The organism is Bradyrhizobium canariense, assembly GCF_018130465.1.
Lineage (GTDB): Bacteria > Pseudomonadota > Alphaproteobacteria > Rhizobiales > Xanthobacteraceae > Bradyrhizobium > Bradyrhizobium canariense_C.
On the sequence record NZ_JAFCKJ010000001.1, the window covers coordinates 600,155 to 625,172 of the forward strand.

Here is a 25,018-nt window from a genome sequence, read left to right on the forward strand (position 1 = left end):
CGTTCTCCTGGTGCGATGATTTCTTAGCCGACCGATATCACACGGTCCGATGGATTGGCAGCGTAGAGCTCCTCGATCAGGAGGCTGCGATGCTCGAGCACCGCGCGCTGGTTGATCGAGCCCTTGTCGGTGACTTCGCCCTTGTCGATCGAGAGTGGCGTGTCCATGAGGATCGCGCGTGTGATCCGCGTCGAGGAGCCCGTGGCCGCGCCGAGAAAGCGGGTCAGCCGTTCGCGAAAAGCCTCGCGCACCAGCCGGTCGCGGGTCGCGACGACGAGGTCGTCGGACGGCAGCGTCGGGTTGATCAGCCGGCAGCCGTCGAGATCGAGCACGACGAGGGCGGAGACCTCGTCGCGGTTGATGCCGGCGATGACGACATCGCGCACCAGCGGCGCGCAGGCCGCAACGAAGCGCGCGCGCAAGGGGCCGACGCTGACCCAGGTGCCGCTGCCGAGCTTGAAATCCTCACCGATGCGGCCGTCGAAATCGAAGCCGGCGTTGAAATCATCGGGATCGACGGGCTTGAGCGCATCGCCCAGCTTGTAGAAGCCTTCTTCGTCGAACGATTTTGCGGTGATGTCGGGCTGGCGCCAGTAGCCGGGCATCACGTTCGGTCCCTTGCAACGAACTTCCAGCTTGCCGTTGTTCGGCACCAGCTTGGCGTCATTGCCCGAGACCGGCAACCCGACATGGCCGGAGCGGCTGGTGCGCGGGTTGACCGACATGAAGAACGGCGCGGTCTCGGTTGCGCCGAGGCCGGTCAGCATCGGCACGCGGTAGCCTTTTTCCTTCACCGCGAGCTCGTCGAGGCTGTTCCAGACGAACGGCGACAGTGCCGCGCCCGAGAAGAACATCGCATGCAGCCGGTCGAAGAATTTTGCGCGGAGGCCCTGGTCGTCGCGCAGATAAGGCAGCAGCGACTCGTAGCCCTTGGGCACGTTGAAATAGACCGTCGGCGATATCTCCTGGAGATTGCGCACGGTCTCCTCGATGCCTCCAGGCACCGGCTTGCCGGCATCGAGATACATCGAGCCGCCATTGTAGAGCGTCAGCCCGATATTGTGGTTGCCGCCAAAGGTGTGATTCCAGGGCAGCCAGTCGATGATGACCGGCGGCTCGTCCTTGAGGAAGGCGAGCGTCTCGCGCAGCATCACCTGGTTGGCGCAGATCATGCGCTGGGTGTTGATGACCGCCTTGGGGTTGCCGGTCGAGCCCGAGGTCAGCAGGAATTTCGCGATCGTATCAGGGCCGATCTTGCCGTGGACTTCGTCCAGATCGCCGCGGACCGGCGTCGCCATGAGGTCGGCGAGCAAGGTGACGTCGCGGCCCGGCACGTGGCCGTAGGACGCGGCGATCTCGGTGCCGAGCGAGACATTGGCGGCGAGCGCGTCGGCGAACTTGTCGGCGTCCTCGGCGAAGACGAGGCCGGGCGTCAGCAGCTTCATCAGGTAGGACAGCTTGCCGTAATCCTTCGACACCAGCGAATACGCCGGCGACACCGGGCAGAACGGAATGCCGGCATAGTACGCGCCGAACGCGAGCAATGCGTGGTCGATCGAATTGCCGGAGAGGATGACGACCGGCCGCTCCGCCGACAGCCCGCGCGCAATGAGGCCTGAGGCGATGTGCCGGCTCGCGGCGAGCAGCTCGGCGTAGCTGATCTTGCGCCAGCCGCGGCTGCCTTCGCGCTCGGCCATGAAGACGCGATCCGGCGTCGTATTCGCCCAATGATGCAGGCGGTCGGTGATGCGGGCCGGATAGTCGCCGAGCGGCTGTTTGGGCCGCAGGTAAATCGTGCCGTCGTCGCGCCGCTCGATATTGACGACGGGATCGCCGAACGAAATGGGCCGCAGCGGGGAAGTGCTCGCGCCGCGCTCCATGCTGGAAGAGGACGGCTGCGCGCTCATGATTTCGGCTTCACCTTTGCGGTCTTGTGTTCGAGGAACTCGCGGATCCTGCGCTTGGCTTCCTTGTCGCTCTGCGCCACCGTCGCCATCAGCGATTCCATCAACAGGCCGGTCTGCGGATTGGCTTCCGCGATCATCGGCAGTGCCTGGAGCACGGCGAAGTTCGTCAGCGGCGCGTTGGAGGCGACCTTGGTCGCAAGCTCCAGCGCCTTGCCGAGGCCGTTGCCGGCTTCCGTGACATATTGCGCAAAGCCGTAGGAGGTGCCTTCGGTCGCGGAATAGACGCGGCCGGTCAGCATCATGTCCATCATCCTGGCGACGCCGATCAGCCGCGGCAGGCGCACCGAGCCGCCGCCGCCGACGAAGATGCCGCGCTGCCCCTCCGGCAACGCGAAATAGGTCGAGGGTTCGGCGACGCGGATATGCGCCGCACAGGCGAGCTCCAGCCCGCCACCGATCACGGCGCCCCGCAGCGCCGCGATCACGGGTACGCGGCTGTACTGGATGCGGTCGAACACCCGGTGCCACATTTGAGAATGCAGCAGGCCTCCGGTCGCGTCATGGTCGGTCAGCTCGGAAAGATCGAGGCCGGAGGAGAAATGATCGCCGATGCCGTGGATGACGACCGCGCCGATATCCTCGGGCAGGGACGCAAAACACTCGCCGATTTCCAGGATGATGCCGTCGTTGAGCGCGTTGCGCTTGGCCGGCCGGTTCAGACCGACGGTCAAAACCCGGTCCGCCCGCTCGATCCTCAAAAGCCCGGAGGCGCCCGCGTCAGCGGTCTCGGCGTTTCCCTGTGTCATTTGCGTCCTTGTCAGAATAGTTATGTTGTATAACGAATTTGCAGGGAGTCAATACGCGGTCGCGGGTGCGTGGCAGGGATCCTCCTCGAACCCGGGAAGACAGCAGGCAGTTGGTCGTCGGATCGGGCGCAATGTGCGGAAGCGAAGCGCCTCAGGCTGCGTCGGTAATGAGCTTCTTTGCGGCCTGAGCGAGCAGGCCTGATCGCGTGTAGCCGTTGGCCTCGGCGTATTTGTCGATTTGCTCCAGGACATCGCCCGGCAAGGTAACGTTGACACGCACGACCTTCGGCTGATCGTCCTTCACCGACACCAGAATGGCGACGCCCGAGCGGTTCTCGGGCTTCGACATGATCTCTTCGAGCGAGGAAGGCTCTGGGATCGCTTCTCCGTCTTCCGCCAGGCCTTCGAGATGAAACGCCAGCGCTTCCTCAGCCATGTCACGCGCTTCGTCGAGCGTAGTCCCTGCGGTGATGAGGCCCGGCAGATCGGGAAACGACACGCCGAAATCGCTGTCGGCGTCCTTATGGATAAGACCAATGTAATGACGCATGGCGCTTACCTCAGCTTCAGGCCGGATTGCTTTTCAATACTCTTCAGCGTTCCGAGAGGGACGTCCCGCTTCGGATGAGGGACCGTGACGCGACCCTGTTTCGCGGGATGCTTGAACTGGACGTGGCCGCCCTTCTGAGCCACTTGGACCCAGCCATCCCTCTGAAGGGCCGAGATAATGTCTCGACTATTCATGGTGTGTATTTATACACACTGAGAAGCGGCAGTCAAGGAGGCTTACGCCACCTGATGCACGTCGATCACCACGCGATCCGCATGCCGTGCTGCTGAACCCACAAAAATGTGCTGCATCAGCCAGCGGTAGTTTTCATGCCCGGTCTCGAACTTCGGCACGGTGCGGAAATAGATCAGCTTTGGATCGACCGGCTCGCCGCGCTTGAGCTTTTGCAAGAGCTCGACCGGGCCGAAGCGCATGCCCTTGTTCTCGACATAGACAATGGCGCCGTCGTCCGTTTCGAAGGCGTATTTGGCTTCGAGATCGATCAGCTCATTCGGGCGGATGGTCTGGAAGTCGGCGCCGAACGGCAGCACCTTGCCGGTGATCGTGCCCGTCACCTCGCCGCCGATGATCGGGATGATGCGGCGAATGCCGATGCCGGTCTCGCCGGCGGTGACGACGTCGCCGATGCGTGCGGTGATGGTGAAGACGTATTTGGTTTCCAGCGCCGGCATGGTCATCGCTTCACCTCGTCAATGCGCCATCATCCGCGTCGGCAGCCATGTCGCCAGCAGCGGGAAGGCGATCAGGATCACCAGGCGCACCAGGTCTGTCGCCACGAACGGGATCACGCCCTTGAAGATCGTGGAGAAGGAGACGTCCTTCACCACGCTCTTGATGACGAAGACGTTCATACCCACCGGCGGATGGATCAGGCCGAGCTCGACCGTCATGACGATGATGACGCCGAACCAGATCGGGTCGAAACCGAGATGCATGATCACGGGGAAGATGATCGGCACGGTGAGGATGATCATCGCCATGGCGTCCATCAGGCAGCCGAGCACGAGATACATCACCATGATCAGCGCCAGCACGCCGTAGGGGCCGAGGCCGAGACCGGTGAGGAATTCCGTCACCTTCTGCGGGGTCTGCGTCACCGTGAGGAAATAGCCGAAGATCAAGGCGCCGATCAGCACGGTGAACACGGCGGCCGCGGTGCGCGTCGCCTGGAGCAGCGAGGCCAGAATCTTCTCGCGGTCGAGCCGGCCGGTCGCCACGCCGATGATGAAGGCGCCGGCAGCGCCGACGCCGCCGGCTTCCGTCGGCGTGAAGCGCGGCAAATAGGGCAGGCCGTAGAGTCCGCCGATCACGAACACGAACAGCAGCACCGGCGCCCAGATGTCCTTCAGGCCGGCGAAGCGCTCGCGCCACGGCAGCACCTTGCCCTTGGGCAGGAAGTCCGGCCGGAAATAGCCGATCAGGAAGATCGTGATCATGTACATGGTCATCGCCAGGATGCCCGGGATGATGCCGGCGATGAACAGCTTGCCGATGTCCTGCTCGGTGATGATGCCGTAGACGGCGAGCACGGTGGAGGGCGGCAGCATTGCGCCCAGCGTGCCGCCGGCCGCGATCACGCCGGTGGCAAACGACTGCGGATAGCCGAAACGGCGCATCTCGGGGTAAGCGACCGCGGAGAAGGTCGCGGCGGTCGCGACCGAGGAGCCGCAGATCGCGGCAAAGCCGCCGCAGGCGCCGACGGTTGCGATGCCGAGCCCGCCGCGCAAATGGCCGACAAAGCCGTTGGCGGCGCGGAACAGCTCGCGGCTCATGCCGGAATTGCTGACGAAGGAGCCCATCAGCAAGAACATCGGAATGACGCCGAAGGTGTAGTCGGTCACCGTGCGCATCGAGGTCTGGCCGACCAGCTTCAGCGCCGGCGTGGCGCCGACGAGATAGGAGAAGCCGGAGACGCCGACGAGCCCCATGGCCATGCCGACGGGCACGCGCAGCAGCATCAGGGCGAACAGGGAAACAAAGCCGATAACGGCGACGGTATCGGTGCTCATGATTATTCCGTCGCCTTCAGCTTGGGGTCGTGCATCTCTTCGGGATGGAAGATCAATCGGTAGGTGCGGATCGCGATCAGCAGCACGGCCGAGACGTCGCCGATCCAGGCGACCGCGAAGAACGGCCAGGTCGGCATGTGCATGTCGAAGGTCTGGACGTTGTCGTTGTAGGTGCCGCGCACCTTGTCGAACAGGGTCCAGGTCTGCACCGTGACGACGAACAGCAGCACCAGGGTTGCGAACACGTCGATCCAGCGCTGATGGCGCGGCCCGACATTGCCCCAGACCAGGTCGACCGTGATGTGGGTGCCGCGATAGGAGGTCGCGGCGATACCCCAGAAGATGAGGATGCCGAGCAGCATGCGGCCGATGTCGAAACTATCGGGGATCGCGTAGTTCAGCGTGTTGCGCAGCAGCACCGACAGGAAGATGTCGAGCGCGACAATGCCGACGAAGCCGGCCGCGATCCATTCGATCGTGTCGATCACGCGATCCATCCAGCCGCGCTTCATGGGTTTGTTCTACCTGATGTCATTGATCGATCCTGATCCCCGCTGCGCACTTCGCCTCTCCCCGCGTGCGGGGAGAGGTCGCATCGCATCGGAGATGCGATGCGGGTGAGGGGGACTCTCCGCGAGTCCATCTGTCAGCAACTTTGCGGAAGCAGCCCCTCGCCTCAACGCTCTCCCCGTAAGAACGGGGAGAGGGGGAAGAAGAGCCCGCCATCGCGTCACTCCGCCAGCGCGTTGTACTTCTTCAGCGAGGCCTTCAGCTCGCTAAGCGCCGCGTCCGGATCCGCGCCGGCCTTCTTCGCGCCGTCACTCCAGGTCTTCACCAACGGCTCGGCGGCCTTCTTCCAGGCGGCGGTCTGCTCGGGGGTCAGCTTGTAGACCTCGTGATCGGTCTCCGCCTTGACCTTGTCGATGCCGGCATCCTCGAACTTGCCCCAATATTCGCCGACCACGCCGGCCATTTCGACCGTGCAATTCTTGTCGATCGCGGCCTTCTGCTTGTCGGACATCGCATTGTACTTGTCCTTGTTCATGACGAACACGAAGGTCGTGGTGTAGAGCGGCGCCTCCATGTCGTATTTGGTCACCTTGTCGATGCCGAACAGCACCAGCGAGCCCCAGGGAAAGGTGACGCCGTCGGCGACGCCGCGCTCGATGATGTCGCGCACTTCGGGCGCGGAGGACTGCACATTGGTGCCGCCGAGCGAGGTGACGAAATTCGCCATGGTGGCGTGGGCGGGGCGGATCTTCAGGCCCTTCACGTCCTCCGGCATCACGATCTTTTTGGTGCGGGAGTGGAAGGAGGAGGGCGAGTGGACGAAGGCGAGGCAGTACTTGACGTCCTTCATCTCCTTCTCGGCGTATTTGCGATACCAGGCGTCCAGCCCCATCGAGCCGCCCTTGGCATCCGAGATCAGGAACGGCAGTTCGCCGGCGCCGATGATCGGGAAACGGCCGGGCTGGTAGCCGGGATTGACGTAGGTGACGTCGGCGATGCCGTCGCGCGCCATGTCGTAATGGTCGAACGCCTTGCCCATCTGCTGGGCCGGAAACACCTTGCCCTTGATGGTGCCGCCGGAATCCTTCTCGACCGCGGCGGCCCAGTCCTCCAGCGATTTCTGCAGCGGATGCGAGGCCGGCACCCAATGCGAGATCTTCAAATCGAAGGTCTTGTCCTGCGCGAACGCAGGGCTCACGCTTGCTGCCAGCAGCAACGCCAGACAGGCTTTCCTCATCACGCGTCTCTCCCTCTTTTGACGGCGGGCTTCGATGGCCCGGTCTCGTTAATTAACATGTTATATAATTGGCCGGCGCGTTCAAGCCGGAACTGGCGTGGCGTGCCGCCGCGCACTCCCCTTTTGCCCAACCGTTATATGATATAATTATCGTGCGCGGACGGCTGCGACAAGCGAGCCGCGACGAAAGCCTACAGGATCGGGAGGAGCAAGTATTGCGGACAAAAGTCGCAATCATCGGGGCAGGGCCGGCCGGATTGTTGCTTGGGCAACTGCTGCACGGTTACGGCATCGATAATGTCATCTTGGAGCGGCAGAGCCCGGACTATGTGCTCGGCCGCATCCGCGCCGGGCTGCTGGAGGAGGGGACCGTCGCGCTGCTCGACCAGATCGGCGCCGGCGCGCGGGCGCATGCCGAAGGCCTGCTGCATGAAGGGATCGAGCTCGCCTTTTCCGGCCGCCGCCACCGCATCGACATGAAGGCTGCGACCGGCAAGACGGTCATGATCTACGGCCAGACCGAGGTCACGCTCGACCTGATGAACGCGCGCAAGGCCGCCGGCCTCACCTCGGTCTACGAGACCAAGGACGTGCAGCCGCGTGATTTCGACGGCGGTCACCCGCGCGTCACCTACGTGAAGGATGGCGTCACCCACACGATCGATTGCGACTTCATCGCCGGCTGCGACGGCTTTCACGGCGTCAGCCGCGCCAGCGTTCCGGCTCCGGCGATCGAGGAGTTCGAGCGCATCTACCCGTTCGGCTGGCTCGGCATCCTCTCCGACACGCCGCCGGTCAGCCACGAGCTGATCTATTCCAACCACGCCCGCGGCTTCGCGCTGTGCACCATGCGTTCGACCAGACGCAGCCGCTACTATGTGCAGTGCGCGCTCGATGACCACGTCGACCAATGGCCGGACGACCGCTTCTGGGACGAGCTCAAGCGCCGGCTCGACCAGGACGCCGCGGACAGCCTGGTTACGGGCCCCTCGATCGAGAAGAGCATTGCGCCGTTGCGCAGCTTCGTCGCCGAGCCGATGCGCTTCGGCAGGATGTTCCTGTGCGGTGACGCCGCCCATATCGTGCCGCCGACCGGGGCCAAGGGCCTGAACCTGGCGGCCAGCGATGCGCATTATCTCTCAAGTGCGCTACGCGAATTCTACGACGAAAAATCCAGCGCCGGGATCGACGCCTATTCCACCAAGGCGCTGGCGCGGGTCTGGAAGGCCGTGCGCTTCTCCTGGTGGATGACCTCGATGCTGCACAAATTCCCCGACACCGGCACAATCGGCGCGCGCATCCAGCTCGCCGAGCTCGACTACGTCACGCAGTCGCAGGCCGCGATGACGTCGCTGTCGGAAAATTACGTGGGGTTGCCGTTCTAGGTCGGTCACTGTCGTGCCCCGCGAAGGCGGGGCATCCAGTACGCCGCGGCCTCTCCGTATCACGTCGCCGTCTCTGCAATACTGGATCACCTGCTTTCGCGGGTGATGACAGTCCTCGTGAGGTAACGGCGGAGGTCGTTTCAAACACCCGCGCAAATTCCGTTTAAAACTTTGTAGGCGGTGAAACTCTCATCCACATCGCGTTCAATGGCCCCAGCCAATGACGCGAGGCACGCATGACCATCACCGACATCCCCGACGGCTTCGAGCCGTTGTCCCGCAAGAGCCCGCTCACCGAACCCTGGGAGCCGATCTACGCAAAGAAAACCGAGAGGGCCGTCATCATCGGCCTTCGTCTGGCAAGGCCGCACACCAATGGCCGCGGCCTGATCCATGGCGGCCTGATCACCGCGCTCGCCGACAATGCGATGGGCTATAGCTGCGCGCAGGCGACGGGCTGGACGACCTCGTTCGTGACGGTCTCGCTGTCGATCGACTTTGTCGGCTCGGCCGAGATCGGCCAATGGTGTTCGATCGAGAGCGACGTGATCAAGACCGGCAAGACGATCTGCTTCGCGCAGAGCTTGATCAAAGCCGACGACGCCGTGATCGCGCGGGCCAGCGGCACCTTTCGCGTCGTGCCGAAGAAGGGGTGAGAGCGTCACCCAAATTTCCACTCTGCCGTCTCCACGACGAGATCGACGAACGCGCGCACCTTGGCGGAGAGCAGGCGCGAGGTCGGGTAAACGATGTGGATGGGCAGCGCCGGCTGCTCGTATTTCGCCAAGACGATTCTGAGCCGGCCGCGCCGCAAGCCCTCGGCGGCCTGATAGGCCAGCACCCGGGTCACGCCGCCGCCGGCCTCGGCATATTGCAGGGCGGCGTCGGCGCTGTTGCTGGCGAAGCGTGGATTCGGCGTCAGCTCGATGTCGCGGCCGTCCTGAACGAAGCGCCAGCTGGCAGATGGACCGAATGCGATGGTCTGGTGCGTGAGCAGTGCCTCCGGCGTCTTCGGCTCGCCATGGCGCTTCAGATAGCCTGGCGTCGCCACCGCGATCCGCCGCATCTCGCCGACCTGGCGCGCGACGAGGGAGGAGTCGGCGAGATGGCCGATCCGCACCGCGAGATCGACGGCATCTTCCACGAGATTGACGAGGTTGTCCGACAGCCGCAATTCGCAAGCGACCTCGGGATAGCGCTTGAGGTAGGCGATCATGACAGGCCCGACATGGAGGCGACCGAAGCCGACCGGCGCCGACACCACCAGCCGCCCGCTCGGCCGGTTGCGCTCCTCCCGTGCCGAGCCGTCGGCCTCCTCGACATCGGCGAGGATGCGACGCGCGCGCTCCAGATAGCGCGTGCCAACGTCGGTCAGCCCCACCTGCCGGGTGGTCCGCTGCAGCAGCCGCGCGCCGAGATGCTCCTCCAGCGCCGCGATCAGCCGCGTCACCGCCGAGGGCGACAGCCGCAGTTTTCGTGCCGCCGGCGCGAAGCCGCGCAGCTCGGCGACGGTGACGAAGACGTGCATGGCTTCAAGGCGGTCCATGACATTATTGCATATACTGCAATGATGAAGTGTCAAGACGTCTGATTGTTTTAGCCGCCGGAAGGTCCATCTTGTACCGCGAAGACGCAGGAATGCGCCGGGATTTCAGGAGATGTTCCGATGACGGCAACTCACACCTACGCCAGCGACGTGGCGTTCACGCCCGCTGTGAAGTCGATCCAGACCCGAAAGGGATCACGCGACGGCTATGCTCATGCCGAGCAGCGCGGCTGGCGCACTGGGGTAGATGAGAACCTCGCGGCGTTCCTGGCCGACGCCAACAGCTTTTATCTTGCCACTGCCTCGGCCGATGGACAGCCCTACATCCAGCATCGCGGCGGCCCGAAGGGCTTTTTGAAGGTGCTGGACAAGCAGACGCTGGCCTTCACGGACTACGCCGGCAATCGGCAATACATCACGCAGGGAAACCTGTCCGAAAATCCCAAGGCCTACATCTTCGTGATGGACTATGCCCATCGCCGCCGGGTGAAGATCTGGGGCGAGGCCCGCGTGGTCGAGGACGACGAGGCGCTGACGACATCGTTGATGCCGAAAGGCTATCGCGCGCGGCCGGAGCAGGTGATCCTGTTCAAGATCGCGGCGTGGGATACGAACTGCCCGCAGCACATCCCGCAGAAGTTCGACGCCGCCGATGTTGCGGCTGCGCTGGCGGCAAGGGATGCGAAAATCGCGGAGCTGGAGGCGGAGGTCGCGGCGCTGAAGGCGGCGAAGCCGAGCTTACCTGCTAACGAAAGCTAGAGCGGCTTGCGTGGTATACCCCCTCCCTTGCGGGAGAGGGTGTCTCGCCGCGGAGCGGCGAGACGGGTGAGGGGTCTCTCTCCACACGCGGCGGTCCCACGTCGTCATTCGCGGAGAGGGCCCCTCATCTGGTGCTTCGCGGCACCTTCTCCCACAAGGGAGAAGAGAAAGGAGTTTGCGGCTGCTACAACCCGCTCGCGCCTTCGTGCTGGAAGCCGAGATAGCTGGCGGCGACGCGCTCGTTCGCCGCGACGTCGCTGGCCTTGCCGCTGAGCACGAACTCGCCGAGCTCCATGACATAGGCCTGATCCGCGATCTTGAGCGCGGCTTGCGCGTTCTGCTCGACCAGCAGCACGGAGACACCGGCGGTCCGCAGTTCGGTGACGATGCGGAAAATGTCGGCGACGATGATCGGGGCGAGGCCGAGGCTCGGCTCGTCCAGCATCAGGAGCTTGGGCGCGCCCATCAGCGCACGGCCCATCGCGAGCATCTGCTGCTCGCCGCCGGAGAGCGTGCCGGCGAGCTGCTTGCGCCGCTCCTTCAACCGCGGAAACAGCGTGTAGACCCGCTCCATCGAGGCTTTCGCCTTGCTTCTCTCGATGCGGAAGGCCCCTAACTCGAGATTGTCCTCGACATTCATGGTCACGAACAATTCGCGGTGCTCGGGAACGAGGCCAAGCCCCATTGCGACGCGGTCCTCGATGTCGAGCCGCGACAGATCCTGGCCTGCGAATGCGACGCGCCCCTTCAGCGGCAAGATGCCCATGATGGCGGAGAGCAGCGTGGTCTTGCCGGCGCCGTTGGCGCCGACGATGGTGACGATCTGGTTCTGGCCGACTTCGAGCGAGACCGAGCGCACGGCCTCGACCTTGCCATAGGCGACATGGGCGTCGGCGACGGACAACAGCGCGCTCATGCCGCCACTCCGAGATAGGCCTTGATCACTTCGGGATTGGTCTTGATCGTGGCCGGCGTTCCTTCCGCGATCTTGGTGCCGAAATCGAGCACCACGATGCGGTCGGCGAGGTTCATGACGAAGCCCATGTCGTGCTCGACAAGCAGCACGCTCATGCCGGCGTCGCGCAGCTCCCGCAGCAGCGTCGCAAGCCGCTGCTTCTCCATGTGGCGCAGGCCGGCGGCCGGCTCGTCGAGCAGCAGCAGCATCGGATCGACGCACAGCGCACGGGCGATCTCGACGATCCGTTGCTGTCCCAGCGAGAGCGAGCCTGCGAGCTGGTGCATCTGCTCGCCAAGTCCGACGCGCTCGATCTGGCGGGCGGCTTCGGCGAGCAGCTTTGCCTCGTCGGCGCGGTCGAGCCGCAGCATCGAGGAGATCGGCCCCGAATGGCCGCGCAGATGGGCGCCGATCGCGACGTTCTCCAGCACGGTCATATCAGGCACCAGCTTGACGTGCTGGAAGGTGCGGGAGATGCCGAGCTTGACGATCTCCTGCGGCGGCGCCCTGTCGACCTTGTTGCCGAGCACGGAGATCGAGCCCGAGGTGGCCGACAGCACGCCGGTGATGAGGTTGAAGGTGGTGCTCTTGCCGGCGCCGTTGGGGCCGATCAGCGCCACGATCTCGCGGGCCTGAACGTCGAAGGAGACGTTGTTCACCGCGACCACGCCGCCAAACTGTTTTCGCGCCTTCTCGACCTGGAGCAGGACGCTGGATTGGCCGGGCGAGCGGGTGCGCTGCTCCAGTTTCAGCGAGGTGTCCGGCTTCTTGCCATTGGTGCGCTCGGGCAGGAACGACATCAGCCAGGGCCAGACGCCGCCGGGGGCGAGCTGGAGCAGCGCCACCAGCATGATGCCGAACACGATGGTTTCGACCTGGCCGGAGCCGGGCAGGATCAGCGGCAAGTAGCTCTGGAGCACTTCCTTCAGGACCACGACGAGCGCCGCGCCCAGCACGCCGCCCCAGACATAGCCGGCGCCGCCGACCACGGCGATGAAGAGATACTCGATGCCGGCCTGCGCGCCGAACGGCGTCGGGTTCACCGCGCGCTGAAGATGGGCGTAGAGCCAGCCGGACAGGCCGGCGAGCACGGCGGCATGGATGAACACCAGCATTTTCGCCCGCGGCGTGTGCACGCCGAATGCTTCGGCCGCGACATGGCCGCGCCGGAGCGCGCGGATGGCGCGGCCGGTGCGGGAGTCCAGCAGGTTCATCGTGAGCAGCGCCGAGAGGATCACGGCAACCCAGATCGCGTAGTAGATCGAGCCGGGCGAGAGCATTTTGAACGAGCCGATCGACAGCGGCGGGATCGCCGAGATGCCGTCGTTTCTTCCCAGGAATTCCAGCTTGCTGAAGAGATAGAACAAGCCGAGTCCCCAGGCGAGCGTGCCGAGCGGCAGGTAGTGGCCGGAGAGACGGACCGTGACGAGGCCGAGCAGCACCGCCAACAATCCGCTGACCACCAGCGACAGCGGCAGCGTCAGCCAGGGCGACACGCCGTAGGCCGTCGACAGCACCGCGGTGGTGTAGGCGCCGAAGCCGACGAAGGCCGCCTGTCCAAACGAGGTCAGGCCGCCGACGCCGGTCAGCAGCACGAGGCCCATCGCGACGAGGGCGGCGAGGCCGATATTGTCGAGCAGCACGATCCAGAACGGGGGCATGCCCGGAACAAACGGGATCGCCGCCATGACAAGCGCGAAGATGAGGATGGGGAGCCGGCTCTGCATCTTGGCGTCAGTCCTTCTCTTCCTCGACCGCAGGCGCGGCGAGCGAGCGCAGCAGCAGCACGGGAATCAAGAGCATGAAAACGATCACCTCCTTGTAGTTGGAGGCATAGAAGGACGAGAACGCCTCGACGATGCCGACGACCAGCGCCGCGACGGCGGTGAGGGGGTAGCTGACAAGTCCGCCGATGATGGCGGCGACAAAGCCCTTCAGGCCGATCAGGAAGCCCGAGTCGTAGTAGAGCGTCGTGATCGGCACGATCATGATGCCGGACAGTGCACCGATGACGGACGCCAGCAGGAAGGCGATCTGCCCGGAGAGCGTGGTGCGGATGCCGACAAGTCGCGCGCCGAGCCGGTTCACGGCGGTCGCGCGCAGCGCCTTGCCGTAGAGCGTCAGCCCGAAGAACAGCCACAGCCCGACGATGAAGGCGATGGTGATACCGTAGACCGTGATGCTCTGGCCGGTGAAGCGCAGCGCGCCGGCGGTGAAAGAGCCGGACAGCACGGCGGGTCCGCGCTGGCCCTCGGCCCCGAAGAACAAAAGGCCCAATCCCTGAAGCGCGAGGTGGACGCCCACCGATGCGATCAGCAGCACCAGCACGGAGGTGTGCGCCAGCGGCTGGAATGCGATGCGGTAGAGAAACAGGCCGATCATCGCCACGATCACCAGCGACAGCGCGATGCAGACCGCAACCGGCGGCTTCTGAGCGGCAAAGTAGACGGTCAGCGCCAGCACGATGGCCGGCAGCACGATATTGGTGACGATGCTGCGCAGGATCAGGCGTCCGTGCAGCGCCTTGCGCGCCGCGAACAGGTCGAAGGCGAAGGCGCCGATGCCCAGGGCGAGCGCGAGTTTCGCCGTACCCGGCATCTGGCCCGCGGCCAGCGAGGCATAGGTCAGCGCACCATAGGTGACGAATTCGCCTTGTGGGATGAGGATCACGCGGGTAACGGCGAACACCAGCACCAGCGCGAGGCCGAGCAGCGCATAGATCGCGCCATTGGTGATGCCGTCCTGCAGCAGGAACAGCATGATGGTGGTATTCAAGACCGGACGCTCCCCCTCAAAGATTAAGGACCGGTCCCCTGATAGTCGTGGACGGTCCGCTCACAGCCATTGAAAAACGCTGACGATATTTGATATGGTCCATAACAATTATCAAATATAACTTCAAGAGTGGCGGGCGACCCTCCCGAACTTAGCGGGATTACGAGCATGAGGCGATGACCGTTTCGAAAACCTCTGAAAAGTCCTCTGAAAAGACCGCCGATACGGCCAAGGTCCGCAAGGACGCGGCCGAGACGCAAGGTCAGGGGCCTGGCGAAGCCCTCCAGCTCGGCGAGCTCTCGGAGCAGCTCGGTTATGTGCTGAAGCGGGCGCAGCTCAAGGTGTTCGAGAACTTCCTGCGCTGCATGGCCTCGCTCCAGCTCACGCCGGCGCAGTTCTCCGTGCTGTTGCTGGTCGAGAAAAACCCGGGCCGTAACCAGACCGAGATCGCCTCCACCCTCGGCATCCTGCGCCCGAATTTCGTCGCCATGCTCGACAATCTCGAGAGCCGCGATCTTTGCGCGCGGATCCGCTCCACCAACGACCGCCGCTCGCACATCCTGGTGCTGACCGACAAGGGCAAGGCGGTGCTGGCCCGCGCCAAGAAGCTCGTCGCCACCAAGCACGAGGCCCGGTTGAACGAGCTGCTCGGGCCGTCCAACCGCGAAGCCCTGCTCGGGATGCTCTCGAAGATCGCCAACGAGTTTTGACGGACTCATTGCTCCGGCGACGCAGCATCGAACCCGGACTCGCGGGCGGGCGGGCGGCGGTTATGCCGCAGCGAACCGGTCGGGCATGGCAGGTGCTTCCGCGGAGAGGAAACGGCGCTCGATTTCTGCGGCGGGCAAGGGACGGCTGAACAGATAGCCCTGCATTTCCGTGCAGCCCTCCGCTGCGATCCGGTCCCGTTGCTCCTCGGTTTCTACGCCCTCCGCCGTCGTCGTCATGCCCATCCCGCGCGCCAACGCCGCCACCGCTCGCACGATGCTGAGGGATCCCGCATCGTTTTCCACGCCGCTGACGAAAGACCGGTCGATCTTGATCTTGTCGAAGGGGAAGCATTGCAGATAGGTCAGTGACGAATAGCCGGTGCCGAAATCGTCCATGGCGACCTTGATGCCCAGCGCGCGGAGCTGGTGCAGCGTCGTCAGCGTCCCATTCCTGTCCTGCAGCAGAACGCTTTCCGTGATCTCGATCTCCAGCCGCCGCGGATCGAGGCCGGAGGCCGCCAGCGCCCCGACGATCACTTCCATCAGGCCCGGCTGGCGGAATTGCACCGCCGAGATGTTGACGGCGACGTGCAGATGGCCCGGCCACCGGCTTGCAGTGGCACAGGCCTGCCGGATCACCCACTCGCCGATCGGCACGATCAGGCCGATCTCTTCCGCAAGCGGGATGAAGCTGTTCGGCGCGACCAGTCCGCGGCGTGGATGTCGCCAGCGGATCAAGGCTTCGAACCCGCTGATCTCGCGGCCGTCGGTCTTCACGACCGGCTGGTAATGCAGTTCGAACTCGCCAGCGACAATGCCGTTGCGCAGGTCCTGCTCCAGCGCACGACGGCTTTGAGCCTCTTCGTCCATGGCCGGTTCGAAGAAGCAGTGCATGCCGCGGCCGTCGCTCTTCGCGCGATACAGAGCCAGGTCGGCATTGTGCAGGAGCTGCTCGGGGGTTGAGCCGTGGCCGGGCGCAACGGCGATCCCGATGCTCGCGCCCGCAATGGTCTGGTGTCCGTCGAGCCCGAACGGAGCACTCAGCGTGCTGACAACTTCGCGCGCCAGCAAGTCCGCTTCGCTCGAATCGGAAATCGGCGTCTGGAGGATCACGAATTCATCGCCGCCCATGCGCGCGATCGTATCGCTGTCGCGCGCGAGCTGCTTGAGGCGGCGGCTGACATCCTGCAGCAGGATGTCGCCAGCCTGGTGGCCCAGGGTGTCGTTGACGGCCTTGAACTTGTCGAGATCGATGTGGTGGACCGCGAACATCCCGCCCTGTTCGAGCGCCTGCTTGAGGCGCTGGCCGAGCAGGGCGCGATTGGCGAGGTCCGTCAGCGCGTCGTGATGCGCCATATGCGCGATCCGCAATTCCGCCTTGCGCTGCTCGGTGATGTCTTCGTGGGTCGCGACCCATCCGAGATCGGGCATCGGACGATGCCTGATCTTGAAGGTTCGCCCGTTCCGCATCTCGACGACGCTGTCCATGGCCTCGGCTGATATGGCGACATCGGTCCGCCATTTGGCGTATTCCTCCCGCGTCATCGCCGGCACGCTGCCGACTTCGTAGCGCAGGTCCAGGATCTCCGAGAGCGGCGTGCCCGGACGAACGCGCTCGGGCGGCAGGCCGTACATCTCGATGAAGTGCGTATTGCAGACCAGCAGCCGATGGCTGGCGTCGAAGAAGCAGAGTCCGTGCGACATGTTGTTGATCGCGATGTCGAACTGAAAATTGCGTTCCTGCAACCGCCGGCTGAGCTCTTCGCGCTCGGTAATGTCCTCGTGGGTGGCCATGCCGCCGCCGTCGGGCAGGGGATGGATGGTGTAGGCGATGATTCGTCCGTCGGCGAACTGCTGGACCGTCTGCTCGCTGACGACCGAGCCCTCCGTGCGGGCGCGGACATAGGCGCCGGCTTCTCCGCGGATGTTCAGGCCCAGTTTGAGGCGATGCTGGATCAGGTCCTTGATCGGCGTGCCCGGGTGCACCTGCTCGGGCGAGAGCGCGTACATCTCGCGGTAGCGCGGATTGCAGAAAAGGACCCTGCGGTCACTACCGAACAGGATGATCCCGAGCCACAGATTATTGGCGGCGCACTTGAGCAGCTCGCCGAGCACGAGCGGATCAATGCTTGCGATCTCCTGATCTCTCTGCGCCATGCGCGTTGCCCCCCGGGACGACGCGATTAGAGCAGGCGATGGTGAATGAGCCCAACGATTCGCCCAATTTCGGGGCAGGTTCCTGAAACTGCGGCGAACGCGAGGTTAAGGGCAGTGATTTCGCCCCCTGGAAGAGGGGACGCCGGCGAGAACTCAGAGATCGTTAACCATGCCGTCCCGCGCAACCGCGCGCGGAGCCGGCGGGATGGCAATGCCGCCTCAGTCGACCAGGATCACCCTTATATCGTTCACATTGGTAAGCGTGGGCCCCGGCAGCAACAGGTCGCCCGTCGCCTCGAAGAACGTCGTCGCGTCGTTGTTGTCGAGATAGGCCTGCGGCTGCAGCCCCTGCGCCGTCATCTTCGCGAACGTCGCCGCGTCGATCAGCGCACCGGCGGGGTCGGTCGGATGGCCGGCGCCGCCATCGGCGCCGTCGGTATCGCCGGCGAGCGCGGAGATGTTCGGCGTGTCCTTCAAGAGGCCGGCGAGCGCCAGCGCGTATTCCTGGTTCGGGCCGCCGCGACCCTGGCCACGCACGGTGACCGTGAGCTCGCCGCCGGAGAGGATCGCGACGCGCTTGCCCTGCGCACGGGCCTGAAACGCCAGCCTGGCATGATCGGCGGCAACGTCGCGGGCCTCGCCTTCGAGGTCGGCGCCGAGATCGATGGTCTCGTAACCGGCCTCGTGCGCGAGTTTCACCGCAGCGTCGAGCGATTGCTTCGGACGTGCGATCAACTCGAAATGCGCGCGCGCGAACGCGGCGTCATCGGTCTTGCAGCTCTCGTTGGCGGGGTCGTCCAGCGCGCGGCGCACGGCATCGTCGATATCGAGCTTGTACCTGGCGACGATGTTGCGCGCATCAGCGAGCGTGGTCGGATCGGGCACGGTCGGACCGGAGGCAATCGCCGAGGGGTCGTCATGCGGCACGTCGGAGATCGCAAGCGTGACGATCTCGGCGGCATTCCTGCCCGCGCGCGCCAGCCGCCCGCCCTTGATCCGCGACAGATGTTTGCGCACGATATTCATCTCGCCGATCGGCGCGCCCGAGCGGAGCAGTGCCTTGTTGACCGCCTGCTTCTGCGCGAAGCTGATGCCGTCCACCGGTGCGATCCAGTTCGCCGAGCCGCCGCCGGTGAGCAGCACCAGAAGCAAATCGTCCGGCCCGGCCTCGGCTGCGAGCGCTAGCGTGTCGGCTGCGCCCTTCAGGCCGGCTTCGTCAGGCACGGGATGACCGGCCTCGACCACGCGGATGCGGCGGGTCGGCACGCCGTAGCCGTGGCGCGTGGTGGCGATGCCGACGAGGCGCTCCGGTGCGAGCCCGAGCGTGTCGAGATAGTGCCGCTCGGTGGCGGCGGCCATCGCGGCCGCGCCCTTGCCGGCGGCGAGGCAGATCACGCGTCCCCTCGGTGCGGGCCGCAGGTGCGGCGCCAGCACCGTGTTGGGATGGGCGGCGGCAACGGCGGCGTCGTAGAGCGCGCGGAGCAGGGGGCGTCGATCGGTCATGACGAAAAGCCTCGAGCGGACAGAAAAGACTGGCGGCAAACGCGCCGCTCACCTGCCTACCGCATCATGCGTCAAAGTGTAAGCGGGCTTTACCTTCATTCGATTGTGCAATCGCGTGATCATAATCGGTGCGCAAGCAAAAACCCCCTGCGCGGCCAGCGCAGGGGGTTTTCGTCGTCGTGTGTGTCAATGCGCGGTTAGCCGCCGACGTCGGCGCTGATCACGTCGCCGAACAGCTCAAACTTCTCGCCTTTGAACTTCTCGAGTTGAAGCTGGCTGATCGGCGCGAAATCGGTCGGCGAGGTGTTGATCTTCACGCCCGGCAACAGGGCCTCGGTGCGGAAGTCCTTCAGACTCGCCGCTTGCTTCATGACGTTCTCGCGCGTGAGATCGTCACCGCACTGCTTCAAGACCTGAACCAGCGTTTGGGCCACGGCATAGCCGACGATCGTGCCCTTATCGAGCTTGTCGCCCTCGGGGAAGTATTTGGTCATGAAGGCGAGAAAGTCCTTCATGCCGGCATCATTGGCCCACTGCGGATCCGACACGTCCTTTAGATAATCGGCCGAGATGATGTCCTGGCCGTTCTCGAAGCCGGCAGGCTTCATCACGCTGCCGACGGAGGCAGAGACGTTGTTGAGGAAGTGCAGCGGCTTCCAGCCGATTTCGGCGTTCTTCTTGATCGCCTGCGCTGCGAATTTCGGCGTCGTGATGTTCATGAAGACGTCGGCGCCAGTCGATTTCAGCTTGACGATGTGGTTGTCGACGCTCGGCTCGGAAGTCTCATAGCTCTCTTCGATGACGATCATCGAAGCCGCCTTGGCGCCGAGGCCGTCCTTCAAGCCCTTGAGATAGTCCTTGCCGTAATCGTCGTTCTGGAACAGCACGGCGATCTTGGCGTCGGGCTTGTTCTTGAGCAGCCACTTCGCGTAGATCTGCGTCTCGCTCTGGTAGTTGGGCTGCCACCCCATCGTCCACGGGAAGTTCTGCGGATCGTTCCACTTGGTGGCGCCGGTCGCGACGAAGAGCTGCGGCACCTTTTTCGAGTTCATGTATTTGTGGATCGCCGAGTTCGGCGGCGTGCCGAGCGAGTTGAAGATGAACAGCACCTCGTCGCTCTCGACCAGCTTGCGCGCCTGCTCCACGGTCTTCGGCGGCGAATAAGCGTCGTCGTAGCTGATGTAGTTGATCTTGCGGCCGTTGATGCCGCCCTCGTCGTTGATCTTCTTGAAATAGGCGGCTTCGGTCCGCCCGATGATGCCGTAGGCGGAGGCCGGTCCGCTGTAGGGCATGATGTTGCCGACCTTGATCTCGGTATCGGTCGCGCCGGTATCGTATTTCTTCTGGGCCGAGGCAGTTGAGGTCGAGGCCGCAATGAGCGCGAGCGCCAGTGACGCGGCCGCAAGTTTGCCGGTGACAGCGGACATTCCTATCTCCCTATTTTCTTGGTGTGTGTGCGTCCCTTTTCTTGTGTTGCTTGTTTTTGGCGACGCGGCCGCAATTCAATACGATTTGGCTGGTGCCTTCAACAGAAAGCCCCTGCGACGGTGCCGCACGGGCTGCTTCTTTAGTAGTCAGGGACGAGCGCGCCCTCGTGTGCGACTGCGAGAAGGCACAGCCGTCTTGAGTTGATTAACCAATCAGGAGCGATTTTGAGTTGCGCGGCTTCAGTGGCCGATCTCGCTCGAGATGATGTCCCCGAACAGCTCCCATTTCCGGCCCTTGAACCGCATCATCTGGAGCTGCTCGATCGGGGCGAAATTATCGGCTGCGGTGTTGATCTTGATGCCGGGCAACAGCGTGTCGGGCTCGAAATCCTTCAGGCTGGCGGCCTGCTTCATGACGTTGTCGCGGGTGAGGTCGTCGCCGCACATCTGCAGCACCTTCACCATGGTCTGTGCCGCGGCATAGCCGAACGCCACGCCGGCATCGAGCTTGTTGGCCTTGGGATCGTACTGCGCGACGAAATTGTAGAACTTCTTCATGCCGTCGTCGGCGTTCCATTGCGGGTCGGAGCCGTCCTTGCTGTAGGTCGCCGACAGGATGCCTTGCGAGATCTCGAGCCCCGCCGGCTCGAGCACGCCGCCGACCGAGGCCGAGACGTTGGAGATGATGTGGACAGGATGCCAGTTGATCTCGGCCGCCTTCTTGATCGCCTGGGCGGCAAATTTCGGCGTGGTGATGCTGATCAAGATGTCGGCGCCGGAGGCCTTCAATTTCACGACGTGCTCGTCGATTGCCGGCTCCGATGTGTCGTAGCCGTCTTCCAGCACGATCATCGAGGCCTTGGGCCCAAGGCCGTCCTTCAGCCCCTTCAGATAGTCCTTGCCGAAATCGTCGTTCTGGTAGAGCACGCCGATCTTGCCGTCCGGCTTCTCCGTCATGACGTATTTGGCGTAGATGCGCGCCTCGCTCGCGTAGCTCGGCTGCCAGCCCATGGTCCAGGGATATTGCTTCGGATCGTTCCACTTCGAAGCGCCGCTCGCCACGAACAATTGCGGCACCTTCTTCTCGTTCATGTATTTGCGGATGGCGCCGTTGGTGGAGGTGCCGAGCGAGCCGAAGATCAGCAGCACCCCATCGCTCTCGACCAGCTTGCGGGCCTGCTCGACCGTCTTCGGCGGCGAATAGCCGTCGTCATAGGAGATGAACTTGATCTTGCGGCCGCCGATGCCGCCCTCGGCATTGATCTTGTTGAAATAGGCTTCCTCGGCCTTGCCGATCGCGGCATAGGCGGAGGCCGGGCCGCTATAGGGCATGATGTTGCCGATCTTGATCTCGGTATCGGAAGCGCCGCTGTCGTATTTCTTCTGCGCCAGTGCCGGGCCGCCCATCGCAGTGCACAACACAAATGCGGCCCAAAGGGCCGCAACCTGAAATCGAACGGCAGTCATTTCGCTCCCACCCCGGCTGGATCGGCGCCGCATTGAACAAAATTGAGGCCTGACGTCAACAAAAAGCCCCCGCGATTGCTCGCGGGGGCTGCTTGGCTGCGACTATGGCGTCGGCGCGCTATTCCGGAGCGACGTCGCCGCTCAGGATCTCGCCGAACGGTTCCCATTTCTCGCCCTTGAAGCGCTGCATCTGGAGCTGGGAAATTGGCGCGAAATCGGTCGCGCTGGTGTTGACCTTGACGCCGGGCAGCAGCGTGTCCGGCGCGAAGTCCTTCAGGCTTGCCGCCTGCTTCATGAGATTGGCGCGGGTGAGATCGTCGCCGCACATCTCCAGTGCCTTGGCCAGCGTCTGCGCTGCGCCATAGCCATAGACCACGCTGGTGTCGGTCTTGTCCGCGCCCGGCATGTACTTGTCGAGGAATTCGGACCACTTCTTCATGCCGGGATCGTCGTTCCAGCGCGGATCGGCGCCATCCTTGGCATAGGCCGCCGACAGCACACCCTGCGAGGCCTCGAAGCCGGCCGGCTTCATCACGCTGCCGACCGAGGCCGACACGTTGGTGATGATCTGGAGCGGCTTCCAGCTCAGCTCGGCGGTCTTCTTGATGGTCTGGGCGCCGAATTTCGGCGTCGTGTAGATCACGAGCACGTCCGGATTGGCGGCCTTGATCTTGACGATGTGGCCGTCGATCGAGGGCTCGGACACCTCGTAGCTCTCCTCCATGATGATCATGGACGAGGCCTTGGCGCCGAGGCCGTCCTTGGTGCCCTTGAGGTAATCTTTGCCGAAATCGTCGTTCTGATAGAGGATCGCGATCTTCGCGTCCGGCTTCTCCTTCAACAGCCATTTCGCATAGATCTGCGCTTCGCTCTGGTAGGAGGGCTGCCAGCCGATGGTCCAGGGGAAGTTTTTCGGATCGTTCCACTTGGTGGCGCCGGTGGCGACGAACAGCTGCGGAATCTTCTTGGCGTTCAAATATTTCTGGATCGCGCTGTTCGACGGCGTGCCGAGCGGATTGAACACGGCAAGCACCTCGTCGCTCTCGACCAGCTTGCGGACCTGCTCGACGGCCTTCGGCGGCGAATAGGCGTCGTCATAGGTGACAAAGTTGATCTTGCGGCCGTTGATACCGCCCTTGTCGTTGATCATCTTGAAATAGGCTTCTTCGGTCTTGCCGATGATGCCGTAAGCCGAGGCCGGACCGCTGTACGGCATGATGTTGCCGATCTTGATCTCGGTGTCGGAAGCGCCGGTGTCGTATTTCTTTTGGGCGAGAGCGGCGCCGGAGGTGAGAGTGATGACCGCCGTTGCCGTGACCAGCGCAGCGGTTCGCAGTGTTCTTTCAAAAAACAATTCGGGTCTCCTTGAGCTTAATCAAACGGGTTGTCAGTTCTTTCTGAGCCGGCCGACGAGTTGCTGGCCCAGGATCGCGATCTGCCTTGCGCCATGCGGCACGAGGTAGATGACGAGGAACAGGAGCACGCCGAACACCGCGCCGGAGAGGCCTTTGGAGATGCCCTCCGCCATGTTCGGCACGAAGATGATGAAGGCAGCGCCGACGATCGAGCCGGGCAGCCAGCCGACGCCGCCGACGACCATGCCGAGGAACAGCGAGATCGCGAGCGTGATGGTGTAGCTGTCGGGCGCGACGAACTGCACCGCGATGGCGCCGAGCGAGCCGGCGATGCCGGTGATGGCGGCGGACACGCCGAAGGCCAGTGTCTTGTACAGTGCGACGTCGACGCCCATGGCGGAAGCCGCGATCTCGTTGTCGCGGATCGCCATGAAGGCGCGGCCCGAACGGGAGCGCAGCAGGTTCACCGAGAAAATGTAGATCGCGAGCACGACGGCGAGCGAGAAGTAGTACAGCCACATGTCCTGCGACATCGGCAGGCCGAACGGCGCATCGGGCTTGGTGACGACGAGGCCCTGCACGCCGCCGGTCCAGTGCTCGAGGAAGTTCAGCTTCAAGAGCTGCGGCATGGCGGTGGCGAGCGCGAAGGTCGCGAGCGCGAGGTAGACGCCGGAGAGCCGCAGCGCCGGCTGCCCGAACAGGAAGCCGAAGCCGAAGCAGACCACGCCTGCGATCGGCAAGGTCAGCGCGTAGTTGACGTTGAAATGCTCCATCAGCACGGCCGTGGTATAGGCGCCGACGGCGTAGAACGCGCTCTGGCCGAGCGAGAACTGGCCGCTTCCGCCGGTCAGGATGTTCAGCGCCAGCACCGCGAGCCCGTAGATCAGGAGCATCGTCATCTGGAAGATGATGAAGTTCTTGACGAAGACAGGCATGATGATCAGTGCGGCAAGCACCACCAGCGAGGTGCCGGTGCCCAGCGTCATGGCCCGCTTCGGAACGGCCTCGACCGCCTGGTGGCCTTCTGCAACGACTTCTTCTGCAGCGCTCATGATCAAACTCGCTTGACGATTTGCCGGCCGAACAGGCCGGCGGGTTTGACGACCAGGACGGAGATGATCAGCGCGAGCGCGATCGGAAGTTTCAGCTCGTTGCCGACGCCGGGGATGTAGGTGCCGGCGAGGTTCTCGAAGACACCGACCAGGAAGCCGCCGACCACGGCGCCGAACGGGCTGGTCAGTCCGCCCAGCACCGCGGCGGCAAAGCCGTAGATCAGCACGCCACCCATCATGTTGGGCTCGAGGAACACGACCGGGGCGATCAGCATTCCGGCGATGGCGCCGATGGCGGAGGCCATGCCCCAGCCGAGCGCGATCATCCAGCTCGTGTTGATGCCGACCAGGCGGGCCGATTCAGGCACCGAGGCGGCCGCCCGCATGGCGAGGCCGATCTTGGTGTACTGGAAGAAGAAATAGAGCCCGATCAGCAGCAGCACGGTGACGCCGATCATGCCGGCCTGGTGGGTCGAGATCAGCTGGCTGCCGAGGAACGGCGAGGAGCCGAACGGGGTCGGATACTGCTTGATGGTGAAGTCCCAGATCAGGCCGGCCGAGGAGTTGATGATCGCATAGAGCGCGATGAAGCCGGCGACATTGGTCAGCACCGGCGCCTTGGCGAGCGGCTTGAACAGGATGCGTTCGATCGCGATGCCGCCGACGAAGGAGAGCGCCAGCGCGATGATGAACGCGCCCCAATAGGGAATGCCCCACTGCATCAGCTGCCAGGAGATGAAGGTCGAGAACATCGCCATCTCGCCCTGCGCGAAGTTGAGATGGTCGATCGCCTGGTAGATCATGACCACGGCGAGCGCCATGCAGGCATAGATCGCGCCCGTGGCGATGCCGGCCAGCACTTGGTTGGTGAACAGCTCCATCGTGCC

23 protein-coding genes are annotated in these 25,018 nt (G+C 63.9%); 4 read left to right on the forward strand and 19 right to left on the reverse strand.

Features of this window, described 5'->3' with window-relative positions; genetic code table 11:
* Window positions 1-23 precede the first annotated feature (23 nt).
* The 8 genes from JQ591_RS02570 to JQ591_RS02605 all read right to left on the reverse strand — a co-directional run bounded on the left by JQ591_RS02570 (window position 24) and on the right by JQ591_RS02605 (window position 7,040).
* Entirely contained in the window at window positions 24-1,907 is a 1,884-nt protein-coding gene (locus JQ591_RS02570) for a feruloyl-CoA synthase (protein ID WP_211394483.1), read from the reverse strand.
* On the reverse strand, window positions 1,904-2,713 hold the full coding sequence (locus tag JQ591_RS02575) for a crotonase/enoyl-CoA hydratase family protein (protein WP_211394484.1): 810 nt from the start codon (window positions 2,711-2,713) through the stop codon (window positions 1,904-1,906). Before JQ591_RS02575 ends, JQ591_RS02570 begins: the two co-directional genes overlap by 4 nt.
* A 151-nt stretch (window positions 2,714-2,864) precedes the next feature.
* On the reverse strand, window positions 2,865-3,263 hold the full coding sequence (locus JQ591_RS02580) for a type II toxin-antitoxin system HicB family antitoxin (RefSeq protein ID WP_211394485.1): 399 nt from the start codon (window positions 3,261-3,263) through the stop codon (window positions 2,865-2,867).
* 5 nt (window positions 3,264-3,268) lie between these two features.
* On the reverse strand, window positions 3,269-3,457 hold the full coding sequence (locus JQ591_RS02585; RefSeq protein WP_211394486.1) for a type II toxin-antitoxin system HicA family toxin: 189 nt from the start codon (window positions 3,455-3,457) through the stop codon (window positions 3,269-3,271).
* 42 nt (window positions 3,458-3,499) lie between these two features.
* Window positions 3,500-3,961, reverse strand: a complete 462-nt coding sequence (locus JQ591_RS02590; RefSeq protein WP_211394487.1) for a DUF3237 domain-containing protein — start codon at window positions 3,959-3,961, stop codon at window positions 3,500-3,502.
* Between the two features lie 12 nt (window positions 3,962-3,973).
* Window positions 3,974-5,293, reverse strand: coding sequence for a TRAP transporter large permease (locus JQ591_RS02595; protein WP_211394488.1), 1,320 nt, complete (start codon window positions 5,291-5,293; stop codon window positions 3,974-3,976).
* A 2-nt stretch (window positions 5,294-5,295) separates the two neighbouring features.
* Entirely contained in the window at window positions 5,296-5,805 is a 510-nt protein-coding gene (locus JQ591_RS02600; RefSeq protein ID WP_211394489.1) for a TRAP transporter small permease, read from the reverse strand.
* Between the two features lie 218 nt (window positions 5,806-6,023).
* A complete protein-coding gene (locus JQ591_RS02605) occupies window positions 6,024-7,040 on the reverse strand; it encodes a TRAP transporter substrate-binding protein (protein WP_211394490.1) in 1,017 nt (338 codons plus the stop codon).
* A gap of 215 nt (window positions 7,041-7,255) precedes the next feature.
* On the opposite strand from JQ591_RS02605, the gene pobA reads away from it, so the two are divergent.
* Both pobA and JQ591_RS02615 read left to right on the forward strand, forming a co-directional pair.
* The gene (gene pobA / locus JQ591_RS02610) at window positions 7,256-8,425 is read left to right on the forward strand and encodes a 4-hydroxybenzoate 3-monooxygenase (RefSeq protein WP_211394491.1); all 1,170 of its coding nucleotides are present in this window, start codon (window positions 7,256-7,258) and stop codon (window positions 8,423-8,425) included.
* A 236-nt stretch (window positions 8,426-8,661) separates the two neighbouring features.
* Window positions 8,662-9,081, forward strand: coding sequence for a PaaI family thioesterase (locus JQ591_RS02615; protein WP_211394492.1), 420 nt, complete (start codon window positions 8,662-8,664; stop codon window positions 9,079-9,081).
* 5 nt (window positions 9,082-9,086) lie between these two features.
* Here JQ591_RS02615 and JQ591_RS02620 read toward each other — a convergent pair whose 3' ends face one another.
* Window positions 9,087-9,971: a LysR family transcriptional regulator gene (locus JQ591_RS02620; protein ID WP_211394493.1), complete on the reverse strand. Its 885-nt coding sequence runs from the start codon at window positions 9,969-9,971 to the stop codon at window positions 9,087-9,089.
* A 120-nt stretch (window positions 9,972-10,091) separates the two neighbouring features.
* On the opposite strand from JQ591_RS02620, the gene JQ591_RS02625 reads away from it, so the two are divergent.
* Window positions 10,092-10,730 (forward strand): pyridoxamine 5'-phosphate oxidase family protein, encoded by a 639-nt coding sequence (locus tag JQ591_RS02625; protein ID WP_211394494.1) that lies wholly within the window; start codon window positions 10,092-10,094, stop codon window positions 10,728-10,730.
* Window positions 10,731-10,914: 184 nt separating this feature from the next.
* Here the strand turns inward: JQ591_RS02625 and JQ591_RS02630 are convergent, their stop codons facing one another.
* From JQ591_RS02630 to JQ591_RS02640, 3 genes are read right to left on the reverse strand one after another with little or no spacing between them, the layout of a single operon-like run.
* On the reverse strand, window positions 10,915-11,646 hold the full coding sequence (locus tag JQ591_RS02630) for an ABC transporter ATP-binding protein (RefSeq protein WP_211394495.1): 732 nt from the start codon (window positions 11,644-11,646) through the stop codon (window positions 10,915-10,917).
* Window positions 11,643-13,412, reverse strand: coding sequence for a branched-chain amino acid ABC transporter ATP-binding protein/permease (locus tag JQ591_RS02635; RefSeq protein WP_211394496.1), 1,770 nt, complete (start codon window positions 13,410-13,412; stop codon window positions 11,643-11,645). The genes JQ591_RS02630 and JQ591_RS02635 overlap by 4 nt, the downstream gene beginning before the upstream one ends.
* Window positions 13,413-13,419: 7 nt before the next feature.
* Window positions 13,420-14,460 carry a branched-chain amino acid ABC transporter permease gene (locus JQ591_RS02640; protein ID WP_199198221.1) on the reverse strand — a complete coding sequence of 347 codons (1,041 nt, stop codon included), beginning with the start codon at window positions 14,458-14,460 and terminating at the stop codon, window positions 13,420-13,422.
* A gap of 176 nt (window positions 14,461-14,636) precedes the next feature.
* Between JQ591_RS02640 and JQ591_RS02645 the strand changes: the two genes are divergently transcribed.
* Window positions 14,637-15,170 carry a MarR family winged helix-turn-helix transcriptional regulator gene (locus JQ591_RS02645; RefSeq protein WP_211394497.1) on the forward strand — a complete coding sequence of 178 codons (534 nt, stop codon included), beginning with the start codon at window positions 14,637-14,639 and terminating at the stop codon, window positions 15,168-15,170.
* A gap of 60 nt (window positions 15,171-15,230) precedes the next feature.
* Here JQ591_RS02645 and JQ591_RS02650 read toward each other — a convergent pair whose 3' ends face one another.
* The 7 genes from JQ591_RS02650 to JQ591_RS02680 form a co-directional block, all read right to left on the reverse strand.
* Complete coding sequence (locus tag JQ591_RS02650; RefSeq protein ID WP_211394498.1) at window positions 15,231-17,327, reverse strand: putative bifunctional diguanylate cyclase/phosphodiesterase; 2,097 nt, start codon at window positions 17,325-17,327, stop codon at window positions 15,231-15,233.
* 219 nt (window positions 17,328-17,546) lie between these two features.
* Window positions 17,547-18,830: a glycerate kinase type-2 family protein gene (locus JQ591_RS02655; RefSeq protein WP_211394499.1), complete on the reverse strand. Its 1,284-nt coding sequence runs from the start codon at window positions 18,828-18,830 to the stop codon at window positions 17,547-17,549.
* 197 nt (window positions 18,831-19,027) lie between these two features.
* Window positions 19,028-20,257, reverse strand: coding sequence for an ABC transporter substrate-binding protein (locus JQ591_RS02660; RefSeq protein WP_211394500.1), 1,230 nt, complete (start codon window positions 20,255-20,257; stop codon window positions 19,028-19,030).
* A 240-nt stretch (window positions 20,258-20,497) separates the two neighbouring features.
* Window positions 20,498-21,724 carry an ABC transporter substrate-binding protein gene (locus tag JQ591_RS02665; protein WP_211394501.1) on the reverse strand — a complete coding sequence of 409 codons (1,227 nt, stop codon included), beginning with the start codon at window positions 21,722-21,724 and terminating at the stop codon, window positions 20,498-20,500.
* Window positions 21,725-21,842: 118 nt separating this feature from the next.
* Complete coding sequence (locus tag JQ591_RS02670; protein ID WP_211394502.1) at window positions 21,843-23,078, reverse strand: ABC transporter substrate-binding protein; 1,236 nt, start codon at window positions 23,076-23,078, stop codon at window positions 21,843-21,845.
* A gap of 33 nt (window positions 23,079-23,111) precedes the next feature.
* Window positions 23,112-24,131, reverse strand: a complete 1,020-nt coding sequence (locus tag JQ591_RS02675; RefSeq protein ID WP_211394503.1) for a branched-chain amino acid ABC transporter permease — start codon at window positions 24,129-24,131, stop codon at window positions 23,112-23,114.
* Between the two features lie 2 nt (window positions 24,132-24,133).
* Complete coding sequence (locus JQ591_RS02680) at window positions 24,134-25,012, reverse strand: branched-chain amino acid ABC transporter permease (protein ID WP_211394504.1); 879 nt, start codon at window positions 25,010-25,012, stop codon at window positions 24,134-24,136.
* Window positions 25,013-25,018 lie beyond the last annotated feature (6 nt).